This window comes from Lentzea waywayandensis, from assembly GCF_900115955.1.
In the GTDB taxonomy this organism is placed as follows: Bacteria; Actinomycetota; Actinomycetes; order Mycobacteriales; family Pseudonocardiaceae; genus Lentzea; species Lentzea waywayandensis.
In genome coordinates this window covers 387,436-403,076 of sequence record NZ_FOYL01000009.1, presented here as the reverse complement: position 1 = coordinate 403,076, position 15,641 = coordinate 387,436, and the positions used below count along the sequence as shown (strand labels likewise).

At 68.7% G+C, this 15,641-nt stretch carries 13 protein-coding genes and 2 pseudogenes; 8 read left to right on the top strand and 7 right to left on the bottom strand.

Translation table 11 applies throughout. The features are described from left to right. Nucleotides 1-224: pseudogene (locus BM417_RS31545) on the top strand (IS630 family transposase); the annotation flags it as partial. On the opposite strand, the gene BM417_RS31540 reads toward BM417_RS31545, so the two are convergent. From BM417_RS31540 to BM417_RS31515, 6 genes are read right to left on the bottom strand one after another with little or no spacing between them, the layout of a single operon-like run. Then, the gene (locus BM417_RS31540) at nucleotides 221-883 is read right to left on the bottom strand and encodes a nucleoside/nucleotide kinase family protein (RefSeq protein ID WP_143138874.1); all 663 of its coding nucleotides are present in this window, start codon (nucleotides 881-883) and stop codon (nucleotides 221-223) included. The pseudogene BM417_RS31545 and the gene BM417_RS31540 overlap by 4 nt on opposite strands. 18 nt (nucleotides 884-901) lie before the next feature. Then, nucleotides 902-2,485 carry a Na+/H+ antiporter gene (locus tag BM417_RS31535; RefSeq protein ID WP_093602034.1) on the bottom strand — a complete coding sequence of 528 codons (1,584 nt, stop codon included), beginning with the start codon at nucleotides 2,483-2,485 and terminating at the stop codon, nucleotides 902-904. Nucleotides 2,486-2,504: 19 nt separating this feature from the next. Beyond that, entirely contained in the window at nucleotides 2,505-2,813 is a 309-nt protein-coding gene (gene trxA / locus BM417_RS31530) for a thioredoxin (protein WP_245822278.1), read from the bottom strand. After that, nucleotides 2,804-3,184, bottom strand: a complete 381-nt coding sequence (locus tag BM417_RS31525; RefSeq protein ID WP_093602030.1) for a MerR family transcriptional regulator — start codon at nucleotides 3,182-3,184, stop codon at nucleotides 2,804-2,806. The genes trxA and BM417_RS31525 overlap by 10 nt, the downstream gene beginning before the upstream one ends. A 44-nt stretch (nucleotides 3,185-3,228) precedes the next feature. Further along, nucleotides 3,229-3,621 carry a hypothetical protein gene (locus tag BM417_RS31520; protein WP_093602028.1) on the bottom strand — a complete coding sequence of 131 codons (393 nt, stop codon included), beginning with the start codon at nucleotides 3,619-3,621 and terminating at the stop codon, nucleotides 3,229-3,231. Nucleotides 3,622-3,629: 8 nt separating this feature from the next. Beyond that, a complete protein-coding gene (locus BM417_RS31515) occupies nucleotides 3,630-4,640 on the bottom strand; it encodes a DUF6745 domain-containing protein (RefSeq protein ID WP_093602027.1) in 1,011 nt (336 codons plus the stop codon). 178 nt (nucleotides 4,641-4,818) lie between these two features. On the opposite strand from BM417_RS31515, the gene BM417_RS31510 reads away from it, so the two are divergent. From BM417_RS31510 to BM417_RS31480, 7 genes are all read left to right on the top strand, one after another. Further along, nucleotides 4,819-5,670 carry an LLM class flavin-dependent oxidoreductase gene (locus tag BM417_RS31510; protein ID WP_093602025.1) on the top strand — a complete coding sequence of 284 codons (852 nt, stop codon included), beginning with the start codon at nucleotides 4,819-4,821 and terminating at the stop codon, nucleotides 5,668-5,670. Between the two features lie 12 nt (nucleotides 5,671-5,682). Then, on the top strand, nucleotides 5,683-6,954 hold the full coding sequence (locus tag BM417_RS31505; RefSeq protein WP_093602023.1) for an LLM class flavin-dependent oxidoreductase: 1,272 nt from the start codon (nucleotides 5,683-5,685) through the stop codon (nucleotides 6,952-6,954). Nucleotides 6,955-7,162: 208 nt separating this feature from the next. Next, nucleotides 7,163-8,038, top strand: coding sequence for an amino acid ABC transporter permease (locus tag BM417_RS31500; protein WP_093602021.1), 876 nt, complete (start codon nucleotides 7,163-7,165; stop codon nucleotides 8,036-8,038). Next, nucleotides 8,035-8,757, top strand: a complete 723-nt coding sequence (locus BM417_RS31495; RefSeq protein WP_093602019.1) for an amino acid ABC transporter ATP-binding protein — start codon at nucleotides 8,035-8,037, stop codon at nucleotides 8,755-8,757. The genes BM417_RS31500 and BM417_RS31495 overlap by 4 nt, the downstream gene beginning before the upstream one ends. A gap of 12 nt (nucleotides 8,758-8,769) precedes the next feature. After that, the gene (locus BM417_RS31490; protein ID WP_093602017.1) at nucleotides 8,770-9,702 is read left to right on the top strand and encodes an ABC transporter substrate-binding protein; all 933 of its coding nucleotides are present in this window, start codon (nucleotides 8,770-8,772) and stop codon (nucleotides 9,700-9,702) included. A 15-nt stretch (nucleotides 9,703-9,717) separates the two neighbouring features. Continuing rightward, nucleotides 9,718-10,170, top strand: a complete 453-nt coding sequence (locus BM417_RS31485; RefSeq protein ID WP_093602015.1) for a winged helix-turn-helix domain-containing protein — start codon at nucleotides 9,718-9,720, stop codon at nucleotides 10,168-10,170. Beyond that, nucleotides 10,167-10,637 (top strand): GNAT family N-acetyltransferase, encoded by a 471-nt coding sequence (locus BM417_RS31480; RefSeq protein WP_093602013.1) that lies wholly within the window; start codon nucleotides 10,167-10,169, stop codon nucleotides 10,635-10,637. Before BM417_RS31485 ends, BM417_RS31480 begins: the two co-directional genes overlap by 4 nt. Here BM417_RS31480 and BM417_RS31475 read toward each other — a convergent pair. Next, a pseudogene (locus tag BM417_RS31475) lies at nucleotides 10,627-15,636 on the bottom strand (SDR family NAD(P)-dependent oxidoreductase); the annotation flags it as partial. The gene BM417_RS31480 and the pseudogene BM417_RS31475 overlap by 11 nt on opposite strands. Between the last annotated feature and the right edge of the window lie 5 nt (nucleotides 15,637-15,641).

The following is a 15,641-nucleotide window of genomic DNA, read 5'->3' as shown; positions in this document are numbered from 1 at the left end:
CGAGCTCCTGGCTCAACCTCGTCGAACGCTGGTTCTCCGAGCTGACGACCAAGAAACTCCAACGCGGAAGCCACACCAGCGTCCGCGCGCTCAACCGCGACATCCGCGCATGGATCGAGACCTGGAACGACGACCCACGGCCCTACGTCTGGACCAAGACCGCCGCCCAGATCCTCGACTCCATCGCACGCTACTGCACACGAATTAAGAACTCAGGACACTAGCCGATCCTGAGCAACACGGGGTTGGCCACGTCCTCGTTCCCGACCACGACCGAGGCACGGTCCGCCGGGCCGACCTCGTCCAGGTACCGGCGGCTCGCAGCGTGATACCGCTGGTCGAACGCGCGCTCTGCCTGCTCCAGCGCGCCCAGCAGTTCCGTGTCACGACGAGTCCCGCGTTCCCGGGCGACGGCGAACGGCGTGTCCACGAAGACGACCTCGTCCCACTCCAGCTCCCGCTGAAGGAAGCTCCCGTCCACCACCAGAACGAGGTCTTCAGGCGCGGTCACCGGTGGCTCGTCCAGCGCAGTGTCCGAGCGCAGGTCGATGATCCGCGATCGATACCGCAGATCCCCGCCAGGCCCGAGCGGCTCCAGCACCAGCCGTGAGAAGGCGGCGAAGTCGTAGGCGTCCAGGTAGTACCCGTCGGCCGAGTCCCGCCCCATCCGATGGCGAACGGCACGCGGGTTGTGGAACCCGTCCATCGACAGGTGCGCCGCCGAACGCCCGCGAGCGGCAACGGCATCCGTCAGTTCACGGGCGAGCGTCGTCTTGCCGGAGGCCGTGATCCCGTCCACCGCCACCCGCACCGGATGTCCAGGTCGCACACCGCACAGATGGTCAGCGATCCGGGCCAGCACGCGCTCCCGTGGAGTGATCATGGCCCCAACCCTACGGAACTAGTCTTCCTCGGTCTCACGCCGAGACAGCCGCACTTCCTCGACGTCGAGCCGTCGCTGAATCGTCCGCAACACGATGTCGTCGATCGCCGCCTCGTCGCGCAGCCGCACCACGGTCGCCCGCTTGTGCGCGATCAGCTCCAGCCGCAGCGCCGTGTACTCGACCTCCGACTGGGCGACCTCCTCGTCGCCCGCCTCCTTGGCGCGCACGACTTCCAGGTGGTGCTCGTACTCGGCCCGCACCCGCTTGTAGACGACGTCGGACACGCCGACCTTGTCCGCCAGCGAAGGCAGCGCTTCGTAGGCCGCCTCGGACGCCGTCGACTGCGCCAGCCGCAGTTCCTCGTCCAGCGCCGTGTCCTCGGGCAGCTGGGAGAACCGGATGATCGAGGGCAGCATGATCGACTGCACGATCAGCGTCAGCACCACGACACCGGACGTGATGAGGACGATCTCGTCGCGGAACGGGAACGGCGCGCCGCCGACCACGGTCTCCGGCACCGCCAGCGCCGCCGCCAGCGACACCGCCCCGCGGAACCCGGCGGCCGACGACACCAGCCGTTGCCGGGCACCCACGCGGCGTAGCCGTTGCTGAGGACGACGATCCAAAGCGCGGATCACATAGGGAGTCGTGTAGCTCCACAGCATCCGCGTGCCCGCCACGGTCACCGCGACCAGACCGATTCCGCCGAACGCGGCGAGGATCTCGGACCCGTCCAGGGCCCGGATCGCGCTGTGGGCCTGGAGTCCGATCAGGACGAACAGGGCGCCGTTGAGCAGGAACGTGGCTATGCCCCAGAACGCGTAGCTCATCTGGCGGGTGTCGGCGGGCACGACGCGCGGCCCGACGCGTGCCAGGGTCAGTCCGCACGTCACCACGGCGATCACGCCGGAGCCGTGGACGGTCTCGGCCAGCAGGAACGCGGCGAACGGGGTGAGGACGCTGACCACCGTCTCGAGCAGCGGGTTGTCGAGCCGCTTGCGCACCTGCACCGCGAGCCACGCCACCAACAACCCCGCGACCGCGCCGCCCGCGTACGACAGCAGCAGCCGCAGGCCGACCATGCCGGTGCTGAACTCCTGCTCACCGATGGTGATGGAGATGGCGATCGCGTAGATCACCAGCGCCGTGCCGTCGTTGATCAACGACTCCGCGCGCAGGATCGTCGTGGTCCGGCGTGGCATGCCCCGCGCGATCGCCGAGACGGCGGTCGCGTCGGTGGGCGCCAGGGCCGCGCCGAGCACCCACGCGGGACCCCAGTCGAGGCCGAGCGCGTGGGCGACGGCGGCGACCGCCGCGGCGGTCGCGAGGACGAGCAGCGTGCTGAGCAGCACGATCGGGCGCAGGTTGCTGCGGATCTCCCGCAACGACGTGTTGAGGCTCTCCCAGTACAGCAACGCCGGCAGGAAGATCAGCAGCATCGCCTCGGGCGGCAGGCTGACCTCTTCCAGGGCGGGCACGAAGCCGAGCACGGCGCCGCAGACGACCAGCAGGACCGGGGCTGCGACGCGCAACCGTCCGGACACGACACTGCTCGCCAGGATGCACACGCCCAGCACCACTACGAGTTCGAGACCGAGCATGCGCTAAAAGATAGGCGGCTCAGGCGCTGAGCGCGTCATCCAGTTCAGCCAGCAGGCGGCCCTTGGGGCGGGCTCCCACGATCTGCCGGATCGGCACTCCGTCGCGGAACAGCAGCATCGTGGGCAGCGACATGACCTGGTAGTCGCGGGCGGTGGCGGTGTTCTCGTCGGCGTTGATCTTGAGCACGGTCAGGTCGTCGCGCTCGCGGTCGATCTCGTCCAGCACGGGGGAGAGCATGTGGCACGGTCCGCACCACTGCGCCCAGAACTCCACGAGGACGGTGCCGGTCCGGGTCTGGTCCGCGAACGTGGCGTCGGTCAGCTGCACTGGATCTCCTCGGGTACGAGACACGGGTCTTGGAAGGCGAGTCTGGCCAGCAGGAACTCCCGGACGGTGCCCAGCCGGTCGAGGCAGGCGTCCACCTCGGCGAGCTTGCGCCGGTAGACCTCCCGCGAGTCCGGGCACGAGTCACCGGACTCGTGGCCCGCGCGCAGGCAGGCCACGAACGGCCGGGTGTCCTCCAGGGACAGTCCGACCGCCTGCAGCGACTGGATCTCGCGAACCAGTCGCAGGTCGTGCTCGCCGTACTCGCGGTAACCGTTGGGCGTGCGCTGCGCTTCGAGGAGCCCCTCGGACTCGTAGAAGCGCAGCGCACGGGTGGTGGTGCCGGCTCGCTTGGCCAGTTCGCCGATCCTCATGACCGAACGCTAAACCTTGACGCGCACGTCAAGGCAACCCTTTCTCAGTCCGCGACCAGGCCGGTCGCCGACCACTGCCGGCGGATCAGCCACCGGCCCGCGGCGATGCCGGTTCCGCCGTGCTCGGGGTGCAGGAGGTAGACGGGAGCGGTGTTCTCGACGACGGCCAGGTCCTGGCCGGTGGCCCAGCGGCAGGTGCCGGGGTCCGCGACGAGGACGTGCGGGTTGCCGCCGTTCAGTCCGGCGATGAGGTGGACGCCCTCGGGAGGCACCTCGCGGTCCGGGGTGTCGTCCGGCAGCGGGTCGAGCATCGCGAACGGGATGACGATCAGGTCGCCCTGGGCCTGGAGGCCGTCGACGACGGGGACGGTGGACTGTCGCTCGAGGTGGTCGAGCGTGTCGACGCTGGTGCGGTCGACGAGTTCTGCGAGGTTCATGGTGTGTTTCAGGTGCGTCGTAGGAGTTGGGAGTACTGGTCGGCCCGCAACCCGTAGGTCGAGGCCGCGGCGTCGAGCGGGTCGCGTTGCCAGCGGTGCATCCGCAGGCCGTAGCGGCGCCGGGTGCCGTCGCGCTCGACCGAGCCGTTGACGACGAGCAGCAGGGTGATCTGGTCCCACAGGTCGTAGAGGCGCAGGTCGAAGCCCGGGTTGCCGGGGTCGGGAGCGGTGGCGATCAACGGCGGCGCGGCCTGGGCGATGTAGGTCTCCCAGCCGATGCGTTCCGCCGCGGCGAAACGCAGCTCCAGGCGGCGTTCGGTCAGGATCCGGACGACGTCCGGCTCCTCGATCACCCACCTCGGCACGGTCGTGCCGTGCCAGGCGTAGGCGCGGCTGCCGTCGGCGAACGTGATGGCAGGGGCTTTGTCGTTGTGCGGCAACGAGTTCGCGTCCACGTGCACCGCGGTGGGCCGATCGGACATCACGCAGACGTCCTCGCGCGGCCACCACCACCCGGTCGACCGGGTGAGGGTCACCCAGACGTCGAGCAGCTCCAGGTCAGGCGCGTTGAGGTCAGCCTGCCAGTCAGCCTCGTGCTGGCCTGCCCAGCCGATGCCGAGCGAGCCCGGCATCGTGGAGTTGATCGCGGGAATCAGGCCTTCGCGGACGATTCGGCGCAGGTCCGTGCCCTGACGGCTCGGGGCGCCCTGCCAGTCACCGCGTTGCCGCCGCCGTTGACGCAGGTCCGAGACCAGCGCGGCGATCTGCGCCTCGACGGTCTGCCAGTTGTCGCGGTAGCGGAAGATCTCCTTGGCGGGCAACACAGTTGCCGCTTCGGCAGGAGAACGCACCCAGACGAAGTCCGGTGGTGGCCTGCCGGTGGCCGCGTACAACTGGGCCACGGCCTCTTCGGCCGCCGGACGATCTGCGGGTGCGGTGCTCAGCGCGTGGGCGAGCCAGTCTTCGCGGAGCGGGGAATGATCGGTGGAGCGGGCCTCGAGCCCGCTCGGTGCGCTCACAGCGCGAGGGCGCGCACGCCCTTTCGAGTCGTCATGCGGAAGATCGTGACATCAACCCGTCGCGAACCGCAAGCCCGAAAAATATTCCCTCGATGGCCGAGATTCCCACCCAGTGGCCGCCCCGGCGCGAGCCCCTTCCGCGCGCACAGAATGCGGGTAAACGACGAGAGGGGGACCGGTGGGCTCACGACTGCACCTGGCCGCCGCGCTCCACGCGACCGGCGAAGAGGCTTTCACCGCAAGGCATTGGGCCGGGCTCGTGCGCGAGGCCGAGCACGGCACGCTCGACTTCGTCACGTTCGGCGACTCGCTCGGCGGGCAGCCGGGACTGGACGCGGTGCTCACCGCCGCGCGCATCGCGCCGCTGACCACGTACGTCGGCCTGGTGCCGACGGCGGTGGTCACGCACACCGAACCGTTCCACCTGTCGAAGGCGATCGCGACGCTCGACTACGTGAGCGGGGGACGGGCGGGCGTTCAGTTGACCGTGGCGCCAGATCCCGCTGACGCCAAGCACTTCGGGCGTCGTTCGGTCGGAGATGAGCCCGAACTGTGGGAGGAGGCCGCGGACTACGCGGAGGTCCTGCGCCGGTTGTGGGACAGCTGGGAGGACGACGCGGAGATCCGCGACGAGGCCACCGGGCGGTTCATCGACCGCGAGAAGCTGCACTACATCGACTTCGAGGGCCGGTGGTTCAAGGTGCGCGGGCCGTCGATCACGCCGCGCCCGCCGCAGGGCCACCCGCTGATCGCGGCCTCGCATCCGTTGGGGGACATCGTGTTCGCCGACGAAGTCTCGGACACGGACAGGCTCGTGTTCCGAGATGCCGACGTGTCCACCCCGATCGAGCAGCTGATCGCCTGGCAGTCCGAGGGATTCGCCGGCTTCCGCCTGCACGGTGATCTCGAGCAGATCACCCGTGAGCTCGTGCCCGAACTGCGCCGCCGTGGGCTGTTCCGCACCGAGTACGAGCACAGGACGTTGCGCGGCCATCTCGGTCTCGCCCGGCCCGCCAACCAGTTCGCCTAGAAGGAGCGCGAGATGACCAAGCAGATCCACCTCGCCGCGCACTTCCCCGGCGTGAACAACACGACCGTCTGGAGCGATCCGCAGGCGGGCAGCCACATCGAGTTCGAGTCGTTCGTCCACTTGGCACAGACGGCCGAACGCGCGAAGTTCGACTTCTTCTTCCTCGCCGAGGGACTGCGGCTGCGCGAGCAGGGCGGCGAGATCTACGACCTGGACGTCGTCGGCCGGCCGGACACCTTCACCGTGCTCGCCGCGCTGGCGGCTGTCACCGAGAAGCTCGGGCTCGCCGGCACGATCAACTCGACGTTCAACGAACCGTACGAGGTGGCCCGGCAGTTCGCCTCGCTCGACCACCTGTCGGACGGCCGCGCCGCCTGGAACGTCGTGACCTCGTGGGACGCGTTCACCGGTGAGAACTTCCGGCGCGGTGGCTTTCTGAAGCAGGAGGACCGCTACACCCGCGCGGAGTCGTTCCTGCGCACGGCGTGGAAGCTGTTCGACACCGGCGTGGGCGCTTTCGAGCACAAGGACCAGCACTTCGACATCAGCGGCGCGTTCGGCGTCCCGCGCTCGCCGCAGGGCCGTCCGGTGATCCTCCAGGCCGGTGACTCCGAGGAGGGCCGCGAGTTCGCCGCCGCCACCGCCGACGCGATCTTCTCGCGGCACGGGACGCTGGAGGCCGGTCAGAAGTTCTACAGCGACGTGAAAGGCAGGCTGGCCAAGTACGGGCGCACGCACGACCAGTTGGTGGTGTTGCCCGCGGCCACGTTCATCCTCGGCGACACCGATGCGGACGCGCAGGAGAAGGCCGCGGTCGTGCGGCGCCGGCAGGTCAGCGGCGCGACCGCGATCCGGTTCCTGGAACAGGTGTGGAACCGGGACCTGAGCGGCTACGACCCGGACGGCCCTCTGCCTGACGTCGAGCCGTTGACCGGCGAGAACACCATCGCCAAGGGCCGGGCGAGCGTGCGGATGTTCAAGGACCCGGCCGCCACGGTGCGGGAGTGGCGGGACAAGGCCGCGGCCAAGAACCTGTCCATCCGCGACCTCGTGATCGACGTGAGCGCCCGGCAGACGTTCATCGGCTCGGCGGACAGCGTCGCCACGCAGATCAACGACCTCGTGCAGCAGGACGCCGCGGACGGCTTCATCCTCGTGCCGCACGTGACGCCGGGCGGGCTCGACGAGTTCGCGGACACCGTCGTGCCGCTGCTCCAGGAGCGCGGCGTCTTCCGGGCCGACTACACAGGTCCGACGCTGAGGGATCATCTCGGTATCCGATAGTTGTTCAGCACGTGGACGTCCTTGCCCAGCCGGTTCATCGGTACCTAACGTGAGCGTCGTTGAGTGAGTGCTCTCCTCAAGAGCGCAGGGAAGGGAGGACAGGATGAACGGCGCCGCCGCGTTGGTCCTGTCCTCCCGCTGTCGCATCGACTGTACGAGCTGACTCTGCTCGCTCGTCTCACGTTCCCCGCCGCAGCAAGGACTCGCCATGACCTCTTCCGGCACGCTGACGCTTGTGTCCACAAAGGACGATGATCTCTCTTCGTTACCGGTCGTGCCGGCCCGCCACCCGTGGCGCTGGGTCGGTGTGGCCTTCGTGCTGGTGCTCGCCGCGCAGTTCGTGCACGGCCTGGTCACGAACCCCGCCTGGGACTGGCCGACGTTCGCCCGGTACTTCACCGCCCAGTCGATCCTGACCGCCGTCGGCACCACCATCGTGCTGACCGTGCTCGGCACCGTGCTGGGGTTCGCGCTCGGCATCGTGGTCGCGGTGCTGCGGATGTCGAAGAGCCCGTTCCTCTCGGCGGTGGGCTGGACCTACATCTGGGCGTTCCGGTCGATCCCGCTGATCGTGCAGCTGTTGTTCTGGTTCAACATCTCCTATCTGTACCAACGGCTTTCGCTCGGCATTCCGTTCGGGCCGGAGTTCGTGAGCTTCGAGACCATCGCGTTGATCAGCCCGATGGGCGCGGCCGTGCTCGGCCTCGCGTTGCACCAGGCGGCCTACGCGGCGGAGATCGTCCGGTCCGGCGTGATCTCCGTCGACCGCGGTCAGCTGGAGGCGGCGGCCGCGCTCGGCATTCCGAGGTTCCGGCAGTTCCGCAGAATCGTGCTGCCCCAGGCGATGCGGTCGATCCTGCCCAACGCCGCCAACGAGGTGATCAGCCTCTTCAAAGGCACGTCGGTCGTCTCGGTGATGGCGATCGGCGAGCTCTTCTACCAGGTGCAGGTCATCTACGGCCGCAACGCGCGAGTCGTTGCACTGCTGATGGTCGCGACCGTCTGGTACATCATCCTGACCACCCTGCTCTCGATCGGCCAGCACTACGTCGAGCGCTACTTCGCGCGAGGAGACCGCCGGTGATCGAGGTTCTGGGCGTGCACAAGAGCTTCGGCTCGCTCGAGGTGCTGCGCGGGGTGTCGTTGAACGTCGCGGCCGGTGAGGTCGTCGTGGTGCTCGGGCCGTCCGGCTCCGGCAAGTCGACGTTGCTGCGCACGATCAACCACCTGGAGAAGGTCGATCGCGGGTTCATCACGATCGACGGCGCGCTGATCGGCTACCAGCGCCGCGGAGGCAAGCTCCACGAGCTCAAGGAACGCGAGATCCTCAAGCAGCGCAAGGACATCGGGTTCGTCTTCCAGAACTTCAACCTGTTCCCGCACCTGACCGCGCTGGAGAACATCGCGGAGGTGGCCGATCCGGTGCAGGCGCGGCACTTCCTGGAACGGGTCGGGTTGGTGGACAAGGCGGACGCGTATCCCCGGCAACTCTCCGGCGGCCAGCAGCAACGCGTCGCGATCGCGCGGGCCCTTGCTACCCAGCCGAAGGTCGTGCTGTTCGACGAACCGACCTCGGCCCTGGACCCGGAGCTCGTCGGCGAGGTGCTCGACGTGCTGCGCGACCTCGCCCGTTCCGGCACCACGATGGTCGTGGTCACGCACGAGATCGGCTTCGCCCGCGAGGTGGCCGACCGCATCGTGTTCATGGACGACGGCGTGATCGTCGAAGAGGGAACACCGGACGAGGTGCTCGACCACCCGGTCCACGAGCGCACCCGCGCTTTCCTGTCCAAGGTTCTGTAGAAGGAGTTCGTTGTGCGCACACTACTTATCGCCGCGCTGGTGTTCGGTCTGGCGGCTTGTGGCACCGCCGGCGGTGAGGAGCCCGCCGAGGTCGCGGGCTCGGGCATCAACCTCGGCCCGGACCAGAAGCGGATCACTGCCACCAAGGACGACAAGATCGCCGCGAAGGTGCCGGAGAAGTTCAGAGCCAAGGGCGAGCTGACGATCGGCGGATCCGCAGGCACAGCACCACCTCTGCGGTTCTACGCCACCGACGACAAGACCGTGATCGGTGTCGAGACCGACATCGCCACCCTGGTCGCCGACGTGCTGGGGCTCAAGGCCAAGCTCGAGGTCTCGTCGTGGGAGAACCTCTTCGTCGGACTGGACAGCGGCGCCTACGACCTCGGCCTGTCGAACATCACCGTGACCGAGGCGCGCAAGGAGAAGTACGACTTCGCCACCTACCGCCTCGACACGCTCGCGTTCGAGGCGAAGAAGGGCGGCACCTGGAAGGTCAAGGAGCCCAAGGACGTGGCGGGCAAAGTGATCGCCGTGACGTCGGGCACCAACCAGGAGAGGATCCTGGTCGACTGGAGCACCAAGAACGTCGCCGCCGGTCTTCAGGCCACCGACATCAAGTACTTCCAGAACTCGTCGGACTACTACCTCGCGCTCCAGTCCGGCCGCATCGACGCCTACCTCGGCCCGAACCCCTCCTCCGCCTACCACGCGGTGACGTCCGGGCAGACCGAGGTGATCGGCAACTTCTCCGGCGGCGCCGCGGTGCAGGGCAAGATCGCCGCGACCACGAAGAAGGACAGCGGGCTCGTGACCCCGGTCCAGGAGGCGCTGAACCAGTTGATCGCCAACGGCAAGTACGCCGAGGTGCTCAAGCGGTGGGGTCTGTCCGACGAGGCCGTGCCGACGTCCGAGATCAACCCGCAGGGTCTGCCGAAGAGCTGATCGGGGAGGTGCGTCATGAAGTTCAGCATCACCATCGACACCGACGACGAGGACACCGCGCTGCGGCTGCTCGGCGCGTTGAACGACGTGGGCCTGATGCCCGCGGCCCAGGCGGCGGTCGAAGCCGTGGACGTCCGAATCCTGCGCGACACGCGGCAGGTGCTCGTGCACGACGCACTCGTCGAGACGACGCGGCTGGAGTTCGAACTGCTGCTGCACCTGTGCGAGCACACCGACCGGGTGCATCGCCGCCGTGAGCTGCTGGCGGCGGTCTGGGGCGTCAACGACGACTACAGCGGCGCCCGCACGGTCGACGTGCACGTGCGGCGGATCCGGCAGAAGCTCGCGGACGCCTCGGACGTGATCCAGACCGTCCGCGGCGTCGGGTACCTGGTCGCGTCGAGCAGCCGGGTCCGGGTGGAGCGCTCGCCGAACGTGGTGCAGCTGGCGGACCGGCGCGCCGGATGACCGACGAGGTCCACTGGACTCGGCCGGACGCTCCCGAGGTCGCCGGGATGATGGCGGAGTTGTTGCACGAGTACGTGAGCAGGTACGGGTCGGCGGCCAGGGAACGGATGGAACGGTTCCCTGACGAGTCGCTGACACCGCCTGATGGACGGCTGATGGTGTTGCTGCGGGGCGGAACCGCCGTGGCAGGCGGCGCGTTCCGGCGGTACGACTCGGAGACCGCGGAGTTGAAGCGGATCTGGACCCACTCGTCGTACCGCCGCCAGGGCCTGGCACGGCAGGTGCTTTCGGTGCTCGAAGCCGAGACCGTCCGGCTCGGCTACCGGCGCCTTTACCTGACCACGGGCCCGCGCCAGCCGGAGGCACGCGGGCTGTACCTGGCGGCGGGCTACACGCCGTTGTTCGACGTGACGGTCCCGCCGGCCGGGCCGCTGCCGTTCGAGAAGGCCCTGCTCGTCAGGACGTGACGGGGTGGAAGGCCTTGAGCCAGTCCTCCATCACCTCGGCGGTGAGGTGGGCGTCCTCCTTCACCATCGCCATGTGGTCGGTGGCCACGAGCCTGATGTCGTCCGCGGGCACCGAGACGTCCTGGTTCGTGGTCACCAGATCCGTGCCCCGGACCTCGTTCGCGCATCGGACCAGCAGTTTCGGCACCGTCGTGTGGATGCCGGTGTCGATGATGCGCGGGAACCAGTGCGCCATGGCGGACAGGCGTGCGCTGTTCATGTTGACCGCGGGGGAGTCCATCGTGTTGAAGTAGTTGCTGGTGACGGACTCGAAGTCCATGCCCTCGCGGTTGTCGTAGTTGAGGCTCAGCGTGTCGAGCATGATCACGCCGTCCGGTTTGATGCCCCACGTCTCCTCGATGACGCCCGCCGCGAGGTAGGCGAGGGTGCCGCCGGAGGAGTGGCCGACGAGCACGAACGGGTCGCCGTCGCTCGCGTGCAGCACCGCCTCCGCGACCCACCGGTTGACTGCGGCGGCGTCCTTCGGCAACGGTTCCCCGGCGCCGAACCCGACCAGCGGGAGCGCGCTGACCTGCCGTTTGCCTCGCAGGTGAGCCGCGAGCCTGGCGTACATGTGCACGCCTGCCGTCGCGCCGGGAGCGCTGATGCAGATGAGCTTGGGCAGCTTCGGGCCGTCCGCGAGCGTGACGGCCTCGGGCAGGTCGTCCAGTTCGGCGGGGGAGGAGAACATCGGGCGCAGGTTCGCGACGCCCTTGAGCATCTGCAGGCCGGCGGCGACGTTGTTCTTCGTGACGGCGTCCATGAAGAGCCCGAACACGGTGTCCTCCGCCGCCACCTCGACGCCGTTGCCCGTGCTTCCTCCACTGTGGAGGGTGCCGAGCTCGGTGACGAGGTGCTGGGCGAGGTTCGCCGGGGTCTTGTGGTCGAAGACGACCGATCCCGCGAGCTTCAGGCTGAGGAGTTCGTTGAGCTGGTTGCGCAGTTCGACGGCGATGAGGCTGTCGAAGCCGAGTTCGAGGAAGTCCTTCTGGGGGTCGACCGCGCTCGGGTCCGGGTGGCCGAGCAATGCGGCGCTCGTGCCGGTGACGAGGTCGCGGACCATGCCCTCGCGGTCCTGTGGTGTGGCGTTGCGCAGCCGGTCCAGCACCGTGACGGCGGCCTTCTCCTGCGGCTGTTCGCTGGTGCCTCCCAGGAGCTTGGAGACGGGGCCTCGCTGGGCGGCGACGTGGATCGGGACCAGCAGGGCCTTCCGGTGTGCGAGTGCCGCGTCGAACAGCGCGAGGCCCTGCTCGACGGCCAGCGGCGGCATGCCCGACCGTTGCATCCTGTCCATCGCGGCCTGGCTGAGCCCGGCCGTCATGCCGGAGTCCTGCGCCCACGGTCCCCAGGCGAGGCTGATGGTGTTCTCGGTGCTCTGGGCGAGGGCGTCGAGGTAGGAGTTGGCGGCCGCGTAGTTGCCCTGTCCCGCCGCACCCATCACGCCCGAGACGGAGCTGTAGAGGACGAGCGGGACGTCCGTGGCGTTGCGCAGGTGCCAGGCCGCGTCGACCTTGGGCGTGAGGACCTTCGTGACGCTGTCCGGGGTCAGCGCGTCGATCAGCGCGTCGTCCAGCACGCCTGCCGTGTGAATGATGGCCTGCAACGGCTTGTGCGCGGCACTCAGCAGCGTGGTGACGTCGTCGGCCTTCGAGACATCGGCCGCCGCGATCGTGACCGTCGCGCCCTGTGCTTCGAGCTCCTGACGCAGTTCGGTGGCCTTGGGTGACTCCTCGCCGCGACGGCTGGCGAGCAGCAGGTGTTTGACGTTGTGCCTGGTGACGAGGTGTTTCGCCAGTTCGGCGCCGAGCCCGCCGGTGCCACCCGTGATCAGGACCGTCTTGTTCGGGTCCCACTCGTACTTGCCTTCGGTCTTCTGGGTTTCCTGAAGCCGTGGCACCGTCGTCTGTCCATTGCGGACCTTCACGTGCGGCTCGTCCCACGCCACCAGTTTGGGCAGCAACGCGCCGGACACGTCCAGCCCGTCGGTGTCGAACAGCAGGAACCTGCCGGGGTTCTCCATCTGCGCACTGCGCACGAGACCTGCCGTGGCAGCCGCCGTGAGATCGTTCTCCCCGCTGACGAACACGATGTGCGCGCTGTAGTCGTTGGCCTCTTGCAGGATCGCGAGGACGCGCTGCGTCTGCGCGTGCGTGCTCTCCGGTGTGCCATCGCCGCTGACCGCCACGATGAACACGTCAGGCTTGGTGGTCTTCGCGGCTTCGGCGAGCGTTTCGCCGTACCCGGTGACGGTCTGCCCGGCGCTGTAGAGGACGTGCGCGAGGTCGAACTCGTCCCCGCCGATGATCGCCCACCTGGCCGCCGCGATGGGACTCGCGGTCACGGTGGCGTCGACCCACTGCAGTTCGTGCAGGGCGGGTTGGGATTTGGCCGGCCCGCTCGGCGCGGTGCCGCCCTTGGGCCAGAACCGCTGCGTGTCGAACGGGTAGGTGGGCAGCGCGATCTTGTTGCCACGTGGGAAGAACTTCCGCCAGTCGACGTTCACGCCGCTGACGTAGAGCTTGGCGAGCGCGGTGAGGACAGCAGCCGGTTCGGGCTTGTCCTTGCGCAGCGTCGGGATGCAGCCGTCGACGAGTGCGCTGAGCACTCCGGTCGGGCCGATCTCGATGAACGTGGCCTCGCCGATCTTCTCGACGTTCTCGGTGAAGCGGACCGTGTTTCGGACGTGGTCGACCCAGTAGCCGACGGTCGTGACATCGCCGCTGGTGTGGATGGGGATGCGCGGCTTGTGGAAGTCGATGTGCTTGATGGCGTTGCGGAAGTCGTCGAGCATCGGCTCCATCAGCGGGGAGTGGAAGGCGTGGCTGACCCGGAGCTGCTTGTGCTCCCAGTTCTGCGCGATCGCCCTTGCTGTCGCTTCGTCGCCGGCGATGACGATGTCGTTGGGGCCGTTGATGGCGGCGATGTCGACCTGCGCGGTGAGGTGCTTCCTGACTTCCGCTTCCGTCGCCTTGACGGCGAACATCGCGCCGCTCTGCGGCAGGGCCTGCATGAGGCGTGCGCGCTCTTGGACCAGGGTGGCGGCGTCTTCGAGGGTGAGCACGCCGGCGACGTGTGCCGCCGCGATCTCGCCGATGGAGTGGCCGGCGACGTGGTCGGGCTTGAAGCCGTAGCTCTCCAGAAGGCGGTAGAGGGCGACCTGGAGGGCGAACAGGGCCGGCTGGGTGGTGCCGGTCTGGTTGAGCGCTTCCTCGTCCGTGCCCCACATGGCGTCGTCGAGGTCCACGTCGAGGTGCTGGGCGACGTTGTCGAACGCGGCGCGGAAGGTGTCGGAGGTTTCGTAGAGGTCCTTGCCCATGCCCAGGCGCTGAGCGCCCTGGCCGCTGAAGAGGGCGGCCACCGGTTTGCGCTGGGTCTGGCCGCTCGCGAGAGTGACGCCGTTGAGGAGGACGGCGCGGTGCTCGAAGCCGGTGCTGCGGGTGGTGAGGAGCGAGTAGCCGACAGCCGCAGGGGAGTCGGTGAGAGCACGGACCTGATCGACGCGGGTCTGCAGGGCGTTCGCCGACTTCGCCGACACGACCAGCGGCAACTCGTCCGCCTCCGTGCCGAAGCCGAACGGGCACCGCGTGGGCTCGTCGCTGTCTTCGGTCGGCTCCGGAGCTTCCTCGATGATCACGTGCGCGTTCGTCCCCGACACGCCGAACGACGAGATCCCCGCCCGGCGCGGCTGCTCCCCGCGCGGCCACGGCTCGGCCTCCGTCAGCAGCTCGATGTTGCCCGCCGTCCAGTCCACGTGCGACGACGGCGCGCTCACGTGCAGCGTCCGGGGGAGCGTCTCCCGCTGCAACGCCATCACCATCTTGATCACGCCCGCCACACCCGCGGCCGCCTGCGTGTGCCCGATGTTCGACTTCACCGCGCCCAGCCGCAGCGGCTCGGCGCGTTCGGTGCCGTAGGTCGCGAGCAGCGCCTGTGCCTCGATCGGGTCTCCCAGCACAGTCCCGGTGCCGTGCGCCTCGACCGCGCCCACCTCGTCGGCCGCCAGCCCGGCCGAAGCCAGCGCCGCCTGGATCACCCGCCGTTGCGAAGGACCGTTCGGCGCGGAGAGGCCGTTCGACGCGCCGTCCTGGTTGACGGCGCTGCCCACCACCACGGCGAGCACGGGATGTCCGTCGCGCTGTGCGTCCGAGAGCTTCTCCACCAACAACACGCCAACGCCCTCGGACCAACCGGTCCCGTCGGCGTCATCGGAGAAGGCCTTGCAACGCCCGGAAACCGCGAGCCCGCCCTGGCGCGTGAAGCCGGCGAAGTTCGAAGCCGTCGCCATGACCGTGACGCCGCCCGCGACCGCGAGCGAGCACTCGCCGTTGCGCAGCGCGGCAGCAGCGAGGTGCAACCCGACGAGAGAAGAAGAACACGCCGTGTCGATCGTGACGGCAGGTCCCTCGAAACCGAACGTGTACGAGATGCGGCCCGAGATGACGCTTGCGGCCGTGCCCATTCCGGCGTGGCCCTCGACGTCCTCCTCCGACGCAATCAGGACGTGTCCGTAGTCCTGGCCGTTCGTGCCGACGAACACGCCCGTTTCGCTGCCACGCAACGACGCCGGGTCGATGCCCGCACGTTCGATGGCCTCCCACGTCGTCTGCAGCAGCAGCCGTTGCTGAGGGTCCATCGCGAGAGCCTCGCGCGGCGAGATGCCGAAGAAGCCGGGGTCGAACTCCGCCGCGTCGTACAGGAACCCGCCCTGCAACGTCGCGGAGTCCCCGCCCGCCAGCGTTCCCAGGTCCCAGCCGCGGTCGGTCGGGAAACCGGTGATCGCGTCGCGGCCCTCCGACACCAGGTCCCACAGGTCCTCGGCGGAGCGCACGTCGCCGGGGAAGCGGCACGCGATGCCGACGATCGCGATCGGCTCGTGGCGCCCGGACTCGACCTCCTCCAGGCGTTGACGCGTCTCGTGCAGGTCAGCCGTGACCCACTTCAGGTACTCAACGAGCTTCTCTTCGT